Raw genomic sequence first — 15,274 nt, 5'->3', positions numbered from 1 at the left:
AGGACATGTCATGCAACGCACAAATCCTTTGAAATTTACCAACTTTTCAAAAATATATCGCTTGTTTCTCCAAATGGATAGTCATTTAAAAACCGCCTATTCCATCAGTTTTGAACAATATCGAATAATGGCTTATATTTTATCTCTTGAAAGCAAAAAAGCGAGTGTCAGTGAAGTCAGCAAGCATTTTCAATCCAGCTCGCCAGCAATTTCTCGTAAAATTCGAGTTTTATTCAATTTAAATTATATGGTAGATCATGCCGATAGTGAAGATCACCGAGTTCACTGGTTAAATATTACGCCAGCAGGTAAACAGCTCACATCGACAGTTGGTAATTTTCTAAATGACCGAATTCCTGAACTTAAAATTCAGATTGATTCTTTATTACAAGATGATTTAAAAAACTAACTGTTACAGAAAAAAAGAAGAGGCCCGGGGAAATTTTTCCTAGCCTCTTCTTTTAATACATATTTTTTAGTCGACAATCTTGATGGCAATTTTACCGCCCGCACGACTAACGATTTCATCTAAAGTTTTGAATGAAACATTTGCGCGACCACTTTCCATGCGTGCAATTTGTGACTGGCGCTTGCCAGCTCTTTCAGCTAATTGAGTTTGGGTATAGCCATTGCGAATTCTAAACTGTACTAGTTCTTTTGCTACTTGTACCTTGATTCCTTCGTCGTCCGTAACTACTTGCTTATCCATTGTTGCTCCTCCATTTAATTTAACTATTTTATAGAATTTTCAATAAATCTAATGGTTCTTCAAAAATGTACTCTGCTTCTGCAAAATCAGCGCTTGGGATTGCGCCCCATTTAGCATTACCAAAATCAATTCCAGCTGCATGTGCGGCCTGCATATCATATTGGGCATCCCCAATATACAAAAATTGATTCTTAGCCACCTGTGGAAACTTGTTCATTCCTGCAATTAAGGGTGCTGGATTCGGCTTATGCTGTTTGGTGTCTTCAGCCACAACTACTTGCTCAGCATACTTCGTAAATCCATGTTGCGCAACCTGTGTTTGCCAACCGTACTTGGTCTTAGATGTGACAATCCCTATTGAAACACCCTTTGCTTGCAAAGCCTTAAAAAGGTCGGTTACTCCCGGAAATACACTCACCAAATCTTGATGTGCCAAAAATTCTTGACCATAATCTTGAACGGTCTGTTGTGGATCAGGTGCGCCCAGCTTTTCGAAGATTTCAACTGCTGACAGTCCCATAAGTCGGCGCGTTTGCGGTTCCGATACTGGAATGGCTAAACGACCGAAAACTGTTTTTACGGTTTCCCATACAGCCGCATCCGTTTTTAAAAGCGTATTATCCACGTCAAATAAAATAACTTGGTACATATCTAGCCCCCCTCTACTTCAAATGAAACAAACAATGCATTATATCATAAGTAAGCGATTTCTCTCAATGCTGATTTTAAAATTTTTTAAATTGTTTTCTTTTTTTACCACTGACCTTTATAAATACGCATTTAATTCAAAAAGAGCCGAAGAAAAGTGAATTGGTAAACCGCTTTGGGTCAGCCGTTTCAACTTTTCTTCAGTTCTTTTGTCAAAACTCGTTTAGTCTTTTACTTTTTTTAAGCCATGTTTTGTTTGTGGTGAAACAAAGTAATAAATACCACCAATAACAATTGGATAAAGTAACACAATGAAACTTTGTAATAGCATGCCATTACCGACACCATTAATTGCATAGTTAAACGCACTCATAGCATGTGTCACTGGCAATAATTCTGAAATTGCTTGGTAAACGGTGGTCAACATGGAGGTTGGTAATAAGACCCCCGCTAACTGAACTAGCATTAGAACTAATGAGAACAGGATTCCTGGTGCACCAAATAATAAATCGATGAAGACACACAATGCTGTGAAACTCATCGCACTAACCCCGGCCGCAATTACCAATTCAACTGGATGAATCACCTGAATGCCATCAATGGCAACAAACACTAGAACACCAACTACTTGAAGTAAAGTCAGTAAAAGCAACATGTTGTTTGATAACCCAAATCCATTATGACGATGTCCCTTACGACGGGCGTACTGGCCTAATTGATTGAGAATAGCTGCAATAAACAGGATCATGGCAATGACCAATGGCGCAAACATGTTTTTAACCGAACCAACTGAATCTAAAATTTGATCTTGATTGACTGGATTCACAAAGTGGTTTACATTTTCAGGTTCCGCATTGACATTTTGAACCTGTTGGGCGCCGTCTTGTAACTTGGAATTCAATAACCCAATTCCAAGTGTCGCAGTTTTGAGACCATCTTGAACTTGATCAGCACCGCTTGCTAACTGATCAGCACCGGTTTTCCCTTCTTTGGCACCGGATTCCAACTGATTAGCCCCACTAGTTAATTGAGAACTTGCCTTAGTTAATTTGGTTCCACCAGCAACCAGTTTATTTGCCCCGGTTGATAATTGCGTCACCCCACTAACCAAAGTAGGCACCTGACTATTCAGCGTTTGTAAACCGGTACTCAGTTGTTGTGATCCTGAATTCAACTTGGATGAATTACGCTTCAAAGTAGTCAAACCAGTTGTTAATTTGTTGGAACCAGTCTTTAACTGACTAACACCACTTACCAAACTAGGTACCTGGCCGTTCAACGTTGAAAGTCCTGTAGTTACTTGATTGGATCCATTGCTGAGTTGAGTGACACCACTAGTTAAACTTGGTACCTGGCTGTTTAAAGAACTCAGCCCAGTTTGAATCTGAGCGGCTCCTGAAGTTAACCCACTATTATTAGCGGCCAATTGGGATGCACCTTCACTAGCTGAACTAACTCCAGCCGTATATTTAGAAACTCCTGTTGTATAGGTTGTCACACCAGAAACCAGTGAGTTTTCACCATTAACTTTATCGTTTAATTGCGTTACTCCAGCAGTAAATTGTTTGAAATCATCTAAGTTGGCACTTAACGTTGGCAACTGTTTTTCAAGTGATTCCAAAGTTTGAACTGTGGTATCGCTCATTAATGGGGATGATAATAATTCATCTGCTTGACTCACGACACTACTCAAGCTGGAAATGGCAGTAGTTGTACTACTATCAATGTTAAGTTTACCAAGGGTTGTAGCCAGACTATTTATCTTATCTTTTGCACTATTTAAACTTTGTAAGCTAGTCCCAGTAGTTGCGATTTCTTTGGCTGAAGCAGCCGCGTTTGTGGCACTATCTGTGGCCTGACTTTTAGCTTCGGTAATTTTTGCCTTATCCGCACTGCTTAAGTTAGTAGTATCTACTTCACTTAAAAGAGTGACGACTTTTTGGCTATCAGTTGCTGAAGTTTTAGCCTTTGTTGCTGCATCAGTTAAGGCGCTTGATGCGCTATCTAAGCTTTCAAAGGCACTATTCACATCCGTTAAACTGCTTTGTGCATCGCTTAATTCAGACAAGACACTGCCTAAGCTTGAAAGTTGTTTTAAAACGGGTTCCAATTCTTGCAACTTAGTTTGTAGCTGCTGCGCACTCGCAATCGTGGTTGGCGTATCTTTCAAACTTTCCATTGCTGCTGAATCAGTTTCTAATAATTGTTGCATTTCTGCAATTTGTTCATTTGCTTGACCAGCCGCGGTGTTTAATTGTGAAACACCTTGTGAAAGCTGAGTTGCACTTGTAAGTAAGGAATTCGAGCCATCATTCAAGGTTGAAGAGCTGGCACTTAATGTACTTAACCCACCATTTAAGCTGGTGACACCATTTGTATAGGAAGTCACCCCAGAGACAAGCGTCTTTGAGCCAGAGCTTAACTTGTTCACACCACTGGCCAATGCTCCAGTTTTACTTGATAAAGTTTTCAAACCAGCCGAAACTTTTGATGATCCATTAAATAATTGTAAAACACCTAATGGTAAGGCCGCAGTTTTATCAGAAAGTTGTGCTAAACCTGTACTAATTTGACTAGCACCTGATTGAGTTTTGGACACCCCGGCAGTATAACTCTTTACACCGGCATTTAACTGTTTTGCGCCAGTAGTTAATTTCTGAACCCCACTTGCTAACGGAGCCGTTTTTGATTTCATTTCACTTAAACCACTTGCAAGGGCCTTACTACCTTTAGCCAAAGTATCGACACCAGCAGTATATGTATCAATGCCATCACTAAGTTGTTTGGTCCCACTTTCAAAAGTAATCATGCTTGTTGCCAAAACATGTAAGTTTCGATCAACTTTAGCATTGCCATCCTTCAATTGAACGACACCGTTCTTCAGCTTTTTCACACCATTAGAACCACTCTTGATTCCAGTTCCAAGTTTGTTAATTGAAGAAAGCAACGTTTTGTCATAGGATTTTTGAATGCTTGATACCACTTCAGTTTTAACCTGACTGGCAACTTGCTCATTGATCACTTGTGAGACATAACTATTGTGTTTGGAGAGTTTAATCTTTAAATTACTTGCTTTGGGATTTTTATCTAAAGCGGTAGTAATATTTTGGGAAAAGTTTTTAGGAATGGTGATGGTCATCAAATAATGACCTTTCTTCATTTCCCTTTTGGCCTTGCTGGCAGAAACAAAGTGCCATTTAACCTGGTTGTTGTGACTCAGATTCTGGATAACTTGCTTTCCAGCACTGACCTTCGTATTCTGAAATTTTGCTGATTGATCATTATTCACAACCGCTACATTTGTATTAGTGGTATGTGTTTCCTGCGAAGAATTGATGTATCTAAAAATAAGACCTGTCAATAAAATTGGAATTAAAAGAGCTAACACCAAAAAACTCCATCTTTTCGTTCGCGGTTCCCAATTCTTAAAAATCATTTCTTGCCATCTCCTGTTTTCACGTAATCAAATCACTTACAAGTTAAAACTTTAATATTTGCTAAAGAAATCGTCAAAAGCCAATTTATTTTAGATAATTGTCTTTTTAAAACGAAAATAGTCCAAAACCTTAATTAGATAAGGTCTTGAACTATTTTGAAAAATATTATGGATTATTTTATGAAAACAAATGAAAACACCATATTACCGGTGTTTATCACTCTTTTCACAAGATAAGTGACAAAGCGGTTGATTTGAAACATAAAAAAACTACAATTCAGTCGAATAAGCTCAAATAATTTGTGAAAATTGCCCGCATTTCGGGATGATCCAGCATCATTTCTGGATGCCACTGAATACCCAGTAACGGATGAATAGCGTCCTTTGGTTGGACTGCTTCAATAACACCATCTTCTGCCCGTGCTAAACTTTCTAATGGATTTGCTAGCTGTTTAATCATCTGATGATGCAATGAATTTACCAAGAGTTTTTTGCCGAGAATTTTTTGGAGATTACCATCCACCAGAACGGCATGTGTCGGTACATTCCCCAAGAATTCAGGAGCTTGATCATGTTCGATATCAACTGATCGTTTCAGGAGTGACTGATCTTGATACAAGGTCCCCCCCAATGCAACGTTGATCACTTGTACCCCACGGCAAATTCCAAGAATTGGTTTATGCGCATCCCACGCTAATTTGAATAACGCCAGCTCAAACTTATCTCGTTTCAAAGAGGTTGTTTTCAGTAGCGGATCTGGCTCTTGAACATATAAACTGGGGGTAACATCCTGACCACCTGGCAAAAACAAACCATCAATACTGTCAAAGTACTCTGCTGCCAGGCCTTCTGATTGAATTGGAATAACTACCGGTAAACCGCCTGCTTGAATAATCGCATCAATGTTACCTTGGAACGTATAAGTCGCGTGATTATGATAAAAGATCTCCGAATCACCAGTGAACACGTTGCCCACGATGCCAATTCTTGGTTTCATATTTATTCCTCCGTTTATGATTGTTATGTATACTAAAGCACCAACCCTGGTCACCATCAATTTGTGACTGGATTGGTGTTTTTAGTTGCTACTTATTTAATTCCGCTGAGATTTAGGACAACTCAGAAGAACAGCCAGAAGTTTCTAAGCGTAATTCCCGCGGGATTACGATCCCGCCTCCATGACCCCTCTACTGCACTTTTCCGCTGAACTTCAGGACAACTTAGAAACTTCTGACTCCCGTTCTTCTTCGTTCACTACTTTAGGACAACTTCGCAAATCAGGTTTAGATAATTAAGCGAGGTTCCCGCGGGATTGCGATCCCGCCTCCACCCCGCTTAATTATCTAAACCTACCGATTTGCTTCGTTCACTACTTACTAATATACGCCGTCTTATAATTCCACTGCGTACCAGCCGTATTGTGGATCACATTCTTTACCTTTGGATTAATCAAGAATGAATAATTTGTTTGATACAATGGTGCAATTGCCGCCTGCTTAACTACCAATTGATCCGCCTTAATCATATCCGCCCAACGTTTGCTCTTATTATTCGCATCCGAATTTTGGGCCTTCTTAATTAACGCATCATAACTGCTATTACTCCATTTACCATAGTTATAACCACTATTCGTCGTCAACACCTGCAAATGCGAGATTGGGTCCGTAAAGTCTGCACCCCAACCTGACACATAAATATCAAAATCACCCTTTGCTGCACGAGAATAGGCAACCTTATCCGGAATATTCACCAAACTTACTTTCATTCCAGGCAATTTATTTTGTAATTGCACTTGGAAATACTCAGAAATATTCTTGTCATCATTATCATTTGTCGACATCAAAGTCACACTTAATGACTTCGCACCAATTTCCTTCAAACCTTGTTTCCAAAGCTTTTTAGCTCTTGTACTGTCATAATTAACAGTCCCCTTCAAGTAAGCCTCGTCTGCAAAGTCCTTACCAGTCTTGGGATCATTAGCCAAATCAGTTGGTACAAAACCCTTTGGTGTCGTTGAAGCATCGCCAATAACCTTTGTAATCAACTGCTTACGGTTAATTGCCAAAGAAATTGCCTGACGAATATGTTTATTATTCATCGCCTTACGAACCTTTGAATTAGATGCCTTAAAGTTGAACGCTAAGAAACGCGTGATACTATACGGAACAGTCTGATAATCGGAATTGTTCTTAAAGTTTTTAATTTGAGTACTTGAAAGCTGTGCCATATCCAATTTCTTGGATTGATACAAACTCAAAATTGTTGAAGGATTTTCATTTACAGAATAGTTAATCTTACTCAATTTAACCTTACTCTTATCCCAATACTGATTGTTTTTCACAAATGACCAGTGATCATTGGTACCCTTCCAACCAGTCATCTTGAATGGACCTGTATAAACCATATATTTAGACGTTGTCGCATACTTACTACCGTACTTTTCAATAACTTTCTTACTTACCGGTGAGAATAATGGATATGTCATCAGAACTTTAAAATATGCAATTGGTTCGTCTAACTTAACTACGAAAGTCTGCTTATCAGGTGCCGAAACACCCAATTTTGAAGGCTTCAATTTTCCGGAACTAATTTGATCCGCATTTTTAATACCTGAGAATAAGTATGCATATTGTGACTTCGTGGTTGGGTTCAGAGTCCGTTGCCAAGAATAAACAAAATCTTGAGCGGTAATTTTTTGACCATTGCTAAATTTTGCATTTTTGCGGATTTTGAATGTCCAAGTTTTACCATCTTTTGAAACTTTACCTGATGAAGCCAGTCCTGCGATTGGTTTACCATTTTTGCCTAATCGATAAAGACTTTCAAATACGTTTCCAGTTTGTCCATAACCTGTTGCTTTCGCAATATCGATTGTATCCAACGGTGCATCGGCTGATAAATTAAGTACTTGCTTTGTAGCTAATTTCCCGGAACCACCTGTACTGCTCTGATTACCACAACCAGCTAACACCAATACTAGTGCAGCTGATACAGTGGCTAAAAGTGTCCATTTTTTCTTCATATGATCTAACTCCCCTAAAAAATTATTTTAGAAATCTCTTTGTACTTCAATTACGCGAAATTCTTTGCCTACTTTTTAAATCTATTTTCATTGAACACGGACAACAACCTGGTGACATCCAACATCACGTCCCTTCAAATACCAAACAAAAAACCGACTAACTGCATTGCGCAATTAGTCGGCTTCACTTTGACCTATGTTAAAAAACTAGGCCCATTTTTGCGAAAGACAATTACAGTTTGCAGCCACACAAATAACCATGTTGTTTTGACAACATGCTTCGCAACATTCAATTTGCATTCGTAACTTCATCATAACTATCTTCCTTTCTGTTTGGTTATTTCACTACTTAGATTATCCAATTACTTATTGTAAGTCAAGTAAAAACCTAAATTTTTGGAAATTATTTTTGAAACTTGAAAACGTTCATGAAAACGATCTCGTGTTTTTGGTGAGATTGTCTGGTACTGAAAATTGGTTAGACACTTTCAATCTTTGTTTGCGAAAACATAAAAAAGGGCAGCTTCTGAGCTTAGCATACGCTAATGCTCAAAAGCTATCCACCCTTTTTTTACTCTACTTCTTTTCCATTACTTTCAATCACTTTTTTATACCAATAAAAACTTTTCTTCGGTGTTCTTGAGTAATCCCCTGTTTGATCATCATGGCGATTCACATAAATAAATCCGTAACGTTTCGACATCTGTCCCGTACTTGCAGATGCCAAATCAATGCATCCCCATGGCGTGTAACCAATCAAATCAACACCATCATCTAGTGCCTCTTTCATAGCTTCGACATGACCACGCAAATAATCAATTCGGTAATCATCATTAATTGAACCATCTGCCTCAACCTTGTCATAAGCACCCAGACCATTTTCCACAATCATCAATGGAATTTGATACCGTTGATAAACCTGGTTCAAATAAATCCGCAAGCCTTCAGGATCCATACTCCAGCCCCAGTCACTGTATTTCAAATAAGGATTCTTGGTCCCTGACGACATATTGCCATTCACCTTTTCTTGTTTTTCAGGATGAATGGTTACTGCACCAGATGAATAGTAACTAAAACTATAGAAATCAACCGTTCCATCCTTCAATGTTTTGGCGTCGCTTGGGTCAATCTCCAAATGAATATCATTATCCCGCCAATATTTTTTGGCAAATGCTGGATAGGCTCCACGGACATGCACATCTCCACAATAGAAATTGTTCATTTCAGTCTGTTGTTGTGCTAGTAAAACGTCTTTAGGATCCGGTGTTAATGGGTAAACTTCAGAACCTGCGATCATACAACCGACTTTATTTTCTGGATTAATTTCATGGGCAAGTTTCACAGCCTTAGCACTTGCAACTAACTGATTATGCACAGCTTGAAATGCGTTTTGGCGTTGTTCTTTCGTCACACGGTCAAAAATCGAACTTCCATCTTTGACGGGCACACCGGCTTGAATATAACCACCGCCAAACATCAGCGCTGTATTAATTTCATTGAAAGTCAGCCAAAGATGCACTTCATCCTTATAAGATTCAAATAAGACACGGCAATAATTTTCAAAGAAGTCAATTACTTTTCGACTTGAAAAACCACCATAAGCTGCAGTTAAATGGTAAGGCACTTCATAATGCGAAATTGTAACTAGTGGTTCAATTCCATACTTGTGACATTCTTGGAAAACTTTATGATAAAAATCAATACCTGCTTGATTAGGCTTTTCATCATCCCCATTAGGAAAGATTCGCGTCCAGTTAATTGATAAACGATAAACTTTAAAGCCCATCTCTGCAAGTAATTTGATATCTTCTTTATAGTGATGATAAAAGTCACTTGCGGTATGTGACGGATAATAGGCATCTGGATCCACTTTAGCGGTGAAGTGCCGCGGTTTATCCACCGTACCTCCAGTTAGCAAATCCTGGACACTGACTCCTTTACCATCAACATCCCATGCACCTTCGATTTGGTTGGCTGCTGTTGCACCACCCCATAAAAAGTTCTTTGGAAATTCTGTTGTCATTAGTTTCCTCCTTGTTTACATTAATTTACATTTATATTTACATAGGTTAGTGTAACCGTTTTTAGAAAGCGCTGTCAACTTTATTTCACTCTTGCGTTTACCACGTCTTTTTACCTCTTTCTGTGCTACTATATGGGAGAAAGACAAAACTATAGGAATGCGGTGATTTATCATGAAACTAGCTCTAATTGGTGCTGGGCCCCGAAATTTAATGGCTCTGGAACGCATTTTAGCCTGGAACAAAAAGGTTTCTGTTCCGGAAATCGAGATCCATTTATTCGACCCGGCGGGAATTGCCGGCCGTGTTTGGCAACCTGATCAACCACATGAACTCTTGATGAATTCATTGGCAGCAAAAATCACTTTATTTACCGATCATACGATTGAAATGGAGGGTCCAAGTGTTCCCGGACCAACGTTGCTCGAATGGGCGCGGCGAGCGGGCTCTCGGTTCATACAAGAAAACAATTATAAAAAATCGCAGTATTTACTGAAAGAGATTTCTCATTTAACGCCAGAAAGTTACGCAAGTCGGGCGCTATTTGGTGTCTATCAAGAATGGTTTTATCAAGAACTCCACAAACAAGTTTCAAAAACGATTCACATTATTTTTCACAAAACGGCCGTGACCAGTATTGCCCGCCTAACCCATCATACGTATAAATTGAGTTTTGATGATGCGGCTGAAACTTTTGATGGTGTTTCGATGGCCCTTGGAGAAGGCATGTCAGAGCTTTCTACTTCTGAAAAGAACTTGGCCCAGTTTGCCCATGCTCATCAGCTCACATACTTAAGAACCGGTTACCCGGCAGAGCAGGACTTTGCTAAAATTCCAGCTCACAGCTCTGTTTTATTGCGCGGTCTTGGTCTGAATTTTATGGACGCCATGATTATGTTGACTCAACATCGTGGCGGTAAATTCCATCGTGAAGCCGACGACACGCTCACCTATCATGCATCGGGTGAAGAGCCAAAAATCTATGCTGGTTCTGGACGAGGGTTTCCTTATCACGCACGTGGCATGGATCAGAAAGTTGTGGGTGAAACACGTCCATTGTACTTTTTGTCTAATCAATTAGTTGCGCACATGATTGAGCATCAGGAACAAATGAGTGGTCAACAATTCCTCGACTATATTTATTCCGACGCGGCATGCACCTACTATACAAAATTGGTGGCAACCAACTATACCGGAATAAGTTCCCATGAATTTGAACAGGCGTTTCAAAAGGATCCGTTATCTGCCCAAGTTTTAGACGATTATGGCATTGCTAAGGATGATCGCCTAGACTGGAAGCACTTAGCGCACCCTGATCAGGATGTCAAAACTGACAAAGCATTTCAAAAATTAATGCTGGCTTATTTGGAACATGATATTGCTGAGGCTAAACGGGGAAACAAAACGAGTCCGTTTGCAAGTGCAATGGATACTTTGCGTGAACTACGAACAAATATCCGAAAAGTCATTACTTATAAACTAATTTCGGATGAAGACTATGCTAAAGATATTCTGGGTGGTTTTAATAGTTTCAACAGTTTCTTGGCGGTCGGTCCACCAATTTTACGATTGGAACAACTCCTGGCGTTGATAAAAGCGGGTATCGTAGAAATTCTGGGACCAAAGTTGCAGTTAGAAACCAATCAGGATCATTTTGTTACGTATTCAAAACGGTTCCCTGAGCATAAAATTGAGATAAATGATGTGATTGAGGCGCGACAGGCATCAGTTGATATTCGAATTAGTACGAACCCGTTGATTCAAGACTTATTAAAAACTGGAATGGCCAGACCATACGAATTGCATTTGAATGATGGCTCAACGAAGCAGTTGGGAGCAATGGATGTGACGACGGAAACGGCGGAAGTAATTGATAGTGATGGCGTGCCGGTGCCAAACGTTTATGTTTGGGGAATTACGACGGAGGGACGTCATTGGTTGACAAATGGAAGTCCAATTCCAAGTGTGAACGATGTGCGTTTGAGAATGGCGGATATGATAGCGAACCAGATGCTAAATTATAGTGAGTGAGGCAAAATGGTAAGAGAGATCAGATAAGTGTGCCGTATGCGGGGAAATCCCCGCAGTAGGAATGCTTATCTGCTCTCTCTTATTTTGCCGAGCTGTCCTAAAACAGTGAGTGAGAAAAAGCGTTAAAACAAAGACCTATAAGAGAACCGGAAGCGGGATCGCAATCCCGCAGGAGGTTTTCTTATAGGTCTTTGTTTGCTTTTTCGAGCTGTCCTCAAGCCCCAACTTACTGTATTTGAAAGCTAACAGAATGCTTTTCACCATCTGCTGAGGTAATTTCAATTTTAATCGGATTAGTTTTACCTTCAAAATTATACGTTAAATCAAGATCACGAATCGTTTCGCCTTCATCAATATCATCATCGTTTTCAACCGAACTTAAAGTTTTCCCATTTTGGGTGACTTTAACCTGACCAAAATTAGCGAATGGTGCCTTCTTTTCAGTTTTAGGTTCCCACTCTACTTTCACTTCCACTTGGCCATCATCTACTTCAGCTTCAATTTGATGAACTGTGAATTTATTATATTTCCAGCTACTATTCAGCAATGCCATATCGTCATCGCCAACAACAGCTTGGCTTGAACTGTTCCCACTTGCTTTCGAACTACTTTTTGAAGAAGCTGTTCCAGAAACCGAAGAACTAGTAACATCATTTTTTGATTCTGAGTTATCAGAATTATTCGTACATCCTCCCAATAAAAGGAACGCGGAAGAAAGAAGCAATATTGTTGTTTTTTTCATGAGTTTCTCCTTTTTGTTAGTGAATTCTGAATTAAATTTTCTTGCTGGTTTGTGGACAATTTTTGTTTTAAATTGGTAACAGCTAGTCAAGTTAGGAGTTATTCAAACACCCTGCTATAATAAAACAATCCTTGTTGTCCATCCTCAGCAACTTCGATTTTTGTCACACTGCAATTCATTGGTTCTTTAAAGGCCAATGGATCCGTTGCCTTCACCGCATTTTGTGCAAAGCTTCGCACCGTAAATCCATGTGTGACAATGACAATTTTTTGATCAGCATATTTTTGGCGAATCTCATCTGTAAATGCTGCCACTCGATTTTCTACATCCGTAAATTTTTCACCATTTGCTACTTTATAGTACTCAGGATAAATCGCATTACTTCCTGGAATGAAATACTGACCAAATTTAGCTTTCAGATCCGTATCATATTGACCATCCCAGTCGCCGTAAGAAATTTCCAATAAACGATCATCAACTTGAATTGGTAAATTGCGCCCCTCATTCAGTAAATCGGCCGTATCCTTTGCGCGTGTCAACGGACTCACAAAAATTTGGTCTGCAAAACTAATATCAAAATGATCATGCAAGTTCTTGGCTTGTTTAATTCCCGTCTCATCAAGTTGAGAAGGCTCAGCATCAACTTGGCCCTGTTTAAATCCCATAATGTTTCCTCGGGTTTCGCCATGTCGCACAATGTAAAATTCAGTCATGTTTTATCCCCACTTATCTATAGTTATTAATTCCATACTACAGCTCTTAAGCGAGAATTGAAAACCCTTTTAAAGATTTCCACCCCGAACTTCTGCGACATTATAGACGAGGGCAAAGGCATCCGGAGCCACTGCATGAATTTGATTCAAAATGTGTTGATACTCCGCATTTTCAACCACGATCATCAGCATTTGTTTTTGATCACCCGTATAACCACCTTTGACATCAAAAATGGTCATTCCTTTTTCCATCAAAGTGATTAAACTATGCTTAACATCATCTAAATTATCATCACTCATAATGTAAATCACTTTTTTTCGGTCCAACCCAGTTTCAATATAGTTCATGATGAACATGGTTAGGACCGATGAGAGAATTGCCAAGAAGAAAGCCTCGAACCCGGAGACAAACACGTTGAAAAAACAAACCAAACCATCAATGGCTAATAAGCCAAAGGACGTTTTAATATTAAAATACTTTTTTAAAATTAGCGGTGGAACAGTCGTTCCGCCGCTGGAAGCATCAATATGGTATAAAAGTGCTACCCCAGCCGCAAAGATTGCGCCTCCTACAATAACGGCCAACAACCGATCATTCACCAATTTTATCTGAGGGGTTAAGGCCAAACAAATGGGTAAAAATAAACTACCAAATGTTATGCGCAGCGTGGTTGCTTTGTCCAAAGTAAAGTACGATAGTACCAGCATTGCCACGTTTAGAATCAAAACGACAAGTGACATATTGAAGCCGAAACTTTCGTGTAACAAAATGGCAATCCCTGTTGTTCCTCCTGAGGCAACATTATGTGGCGCGTAAAACATGTTAATACTAATGGCGATAATCTCGAGGGCAACAATGATTAACCCGATTTGGGTTAACCAATGAAATTCGCGTTTGTTCATCACATCACCTTTCCTTCCAAATAATTTTTCTTAAATTAATTATCTCAAATTTTAGCAAGAAAAGCTAATGATGTGTATAATTTTCAATGAATATATAGGGGCACAAAAAAAGTAACGGTCATCATCTGGATGATTCTCGTTACTTTTATTAAAGAATCTAATTAATGGCGATCTAAAACTAGTTCAATTACACGTTTACGAGGTGCAAAATTGATATTTATAACAGTTTCAGTCAAAATCTTTTCATATTCGACCAAAGCATCAGCTGGTAAGGGAGTATTATTACTCAAAGAAACCAACACATCATCCACCGTTGTGCTCAAAGAAATGTTCATGAAAATGTTGATTTTCTCGACAACATCCCTTAATAGATCTGTCAGCAAGCCATTCGGTTTCCCATTTTCATCGGTAATGACTAACTGGTGACTATTCACCACAGTATGATCAATCCGACTAATTCGTACCACATCAAATACCGATATCATTTGTTCAACCTCACTTTTGCTTATTATAATCTGCATTATATCCCAAAAGTAGTTATCAAAACAAGATGAACGACTCTAATTTTAGCCATGATCGGGTTGTGACCACGAACGGATTTGAAGCATCCACGTTAGCCCATATTTATCTGTAAACATGGCAAGTTTAGCACCCCATCCCTGATCCGCCAATGCCATAGTGATTTTGACTGATGGTTCCTGCACCAAGCTAGCATATAAGCTTTGCGCTGCCGTAAGTTTTTCAACATCATCACTATCAATGTCAATTAATAAACGTGTACTATTGGTCAATGCATCATTATGTTCAAAATTGTCTGATGCATAAATCCAATTTCCTAAAATCGTAAACGCCGCATGCATGGTCATTTGTGAAAAGTCAACATCTGCGGGAACGTTCATCGCTGCAGCTGCTTCAGCTGTCACTGGAAGTCTCACGACATTTTTGGCTCCAAACGTATTTTTGTAATACTCAAGTGCTTCTTTCGTATTTGTAAACGTTAAGTAAGGATAGATTGCGCTATGTGCTGTCATCGTTAATTCCTCCTCAAA

At 39.2% G+C, this 15,274-nt stretch carries 13 protein-coding genes; 2 read left to right on the top strand and 11 right to left on the bottom strand.

Annotated features, from left to right (window positions below):
* The first annotated feature begins 10 nt into the window (after positions 1-10).
* Positions 11-409 (top strand): MarR family winged helix-turn-helix transcriptional regulator, encoded by a 399-nt coding sequence (locus tag AB3217_RS02295; RefSeq protein WP_317762755.1) that lies wholly within the window; start codon positions 11-13, stop codon positions 407-409.
* Between the two features lie 66 nt (positions 410-475).
* Here the strand turns inward: AB3217_RS02295 and AB3217_RS02290 are convergent, their stop codons facing one another.
* The 6 genes from AB3217_RS02290 to AB3217_RS02265 form a co-directional block, all read right to left on the bottom strand.
* Positions 476-709 (bottom strand): helix-turn-helix domain-containing protein, encoded by a 234-nt coding sequence (locus AB3217_RS02290; protein WP_068805711.1) that lies wholly within the window; start codon positions 707-709, stop codon positions 476-478.
* A 28-nt stretch (positions 710-737) separates the two neighbouring features.
* Complete coding sequence (locus AB3217_RS02285; protein ID WP_317762754.1) at positions 738-1,358, bottom strand: HAD family hydrolase; 621 nt, start codon at positions 1,356-1,358, stop codon at positions 738-740.
* A gap of 222 nt (positions 1,359-1,580) precedes the next feature.
* Complete coding sequence (locus tag AB3217_RS02280) at positions 1,581-4,793, bottom strand: YhgE/Pip family protein (protein WP_317762752.1); 3,213 nt, start codon at positions 4,791-4,793, stop codon at positions 1,581-1,583.
* Between the two features lie 277 nt (positions 4,794-5,070).
* Positions 5,071-5,790: a gamma-glutamyl-gamma-aminobutyrate hydrolase family protein gene (locus tag AB3217_RS02275; RefSeq protein WP_068805703.1), complete on the bottom strand. Its 720-nt coding sequence runs from the start codon at positions 5,788-5,790 to the stop codon at positions 5,071-5,073.
* 372 nt (positions 5,791-6,162) lie between these two features.
* Positions 6,163-7,815, bottom strand: coding sequence for a peptide ABC transporter substrate-binding protein (locus AB3217_RS02270; RefSeq protein WP_068805700.1), 1,653 nt, complete (start codon positions 7,813-7,815; stop codon positions 6,163-6,165).
* A 571-nt stretch (positions 7,816-8,386) separates the two neighbouring features.
* The gene (locus tag AB3217_RS02265; protein WP_068805696.1) at positions 8,387-9,838 is read right to left on the bottom strand and encodes a glycoside hydrolase family 1 protein; all 1,452 of its coding nucleotides are present in this window, start codon (positions 9,836-9,838) and stop codon (positions 8,387-8,389) included.
* A gap of 172 nt (positions 9,839-10,010) precedes the next feature.
* On the opposite strand from AB3217_RS02265, the gene AB3217_RS02260 reads away from it, so the two are divergent.
* Positions 10,011-11,867, top strand: coding sequence for an FAD/NAD(P)-binding protein (locus AB3217_RS02260; RefSeq protein ID WP_317762746.1), 1,857 nt, complete (start codon positions 10,011-10,013; stop codon positions 11,865-11,867).
* Positions 11,868-12,093: 226 nt separating this feature from the next.
* Here AB3217_RS02260 and AB3217_RS02255 read toward each other — a convergent pair whose 3' ends face one another.
* The 5 genes from AB3217_RS02255 to AB3217_RS02235 all read right to left on the bottom strand — a co-directional run bounded on the left by AB3217_RS02255 (position 12,094) and on the right by AB3217_RS02235 (position 15,256).
* Entirely contained in the window at positions 12,094-12,609 is a 516-nt protein-coding gene (locus AB3217_RS02255) for a hypothetical protein (protein ID WP_068805690.1), read from the bottom strand.
* A gap of 98 nt (positions 12,610-12,707) precedes the next feature.
* A complete protein-coding gene (locus AB3217_RS02250; protein ID WP_317762744.1) occupies positions 12,708-13,322 on the bottom strand; it encodes a histidine phosphatase family protein in 615 nt (204 codons plus the stop codon).
* A 69-nt stretch (positions 13,323-13,391) separates the two neighbouring features.
* Positions 13,392-14,225, bottom strand: coding sequence for a YitT family protein (locus AB3217_RS02245; RefSeq protein ID WP_317762784.1), 834 nt, complete (start codon positions 14,223-14,225; stop codon positions 13,392-13,394).
* Positions 14,226-14,386: 161 nt separating this feature from the next.
* On the bottom strand, positions 14,387-14,710 hold the full coding sequence (locus AB3217_RS02240; protein ID WP_317762742.1) for a hypothetical protein: 324 nt from the start codon (positions 14,708-14,710) through the stop codon (positions 14,387-14,389).
* A gap of 81 nt (positions 14,711-14,791) precedes the next feature.
* Complete coding sequence (locus AB3217_RS02235) at positions 14,792-15,256, bottom strand: glyoxalase/bleomycin resistance/extradiol dioxygenase family protein (RefSeq protein WP_317762741.1); 465 nt, start codon at positions 15,254-15,256, stop codon at positions 14,792-14,794.
* Between the last annotated feature and the right edge of the window lie 18 nt (positions 15,257-15,274).

Source organism: Pediococcus parvulus, from assembly GCF_964063155.1.
Taxonomy (GTDB): Bacteria; Bacillota; Bacilli; order Lactobacillales; family Lactobacillaceae; genus Pediococcus; species Pediococcus parvulus.
Note: the sequence above shows the minus strand (reverse complement) of the source record. Positions and strands in the feature narration are given on the sequence as shown.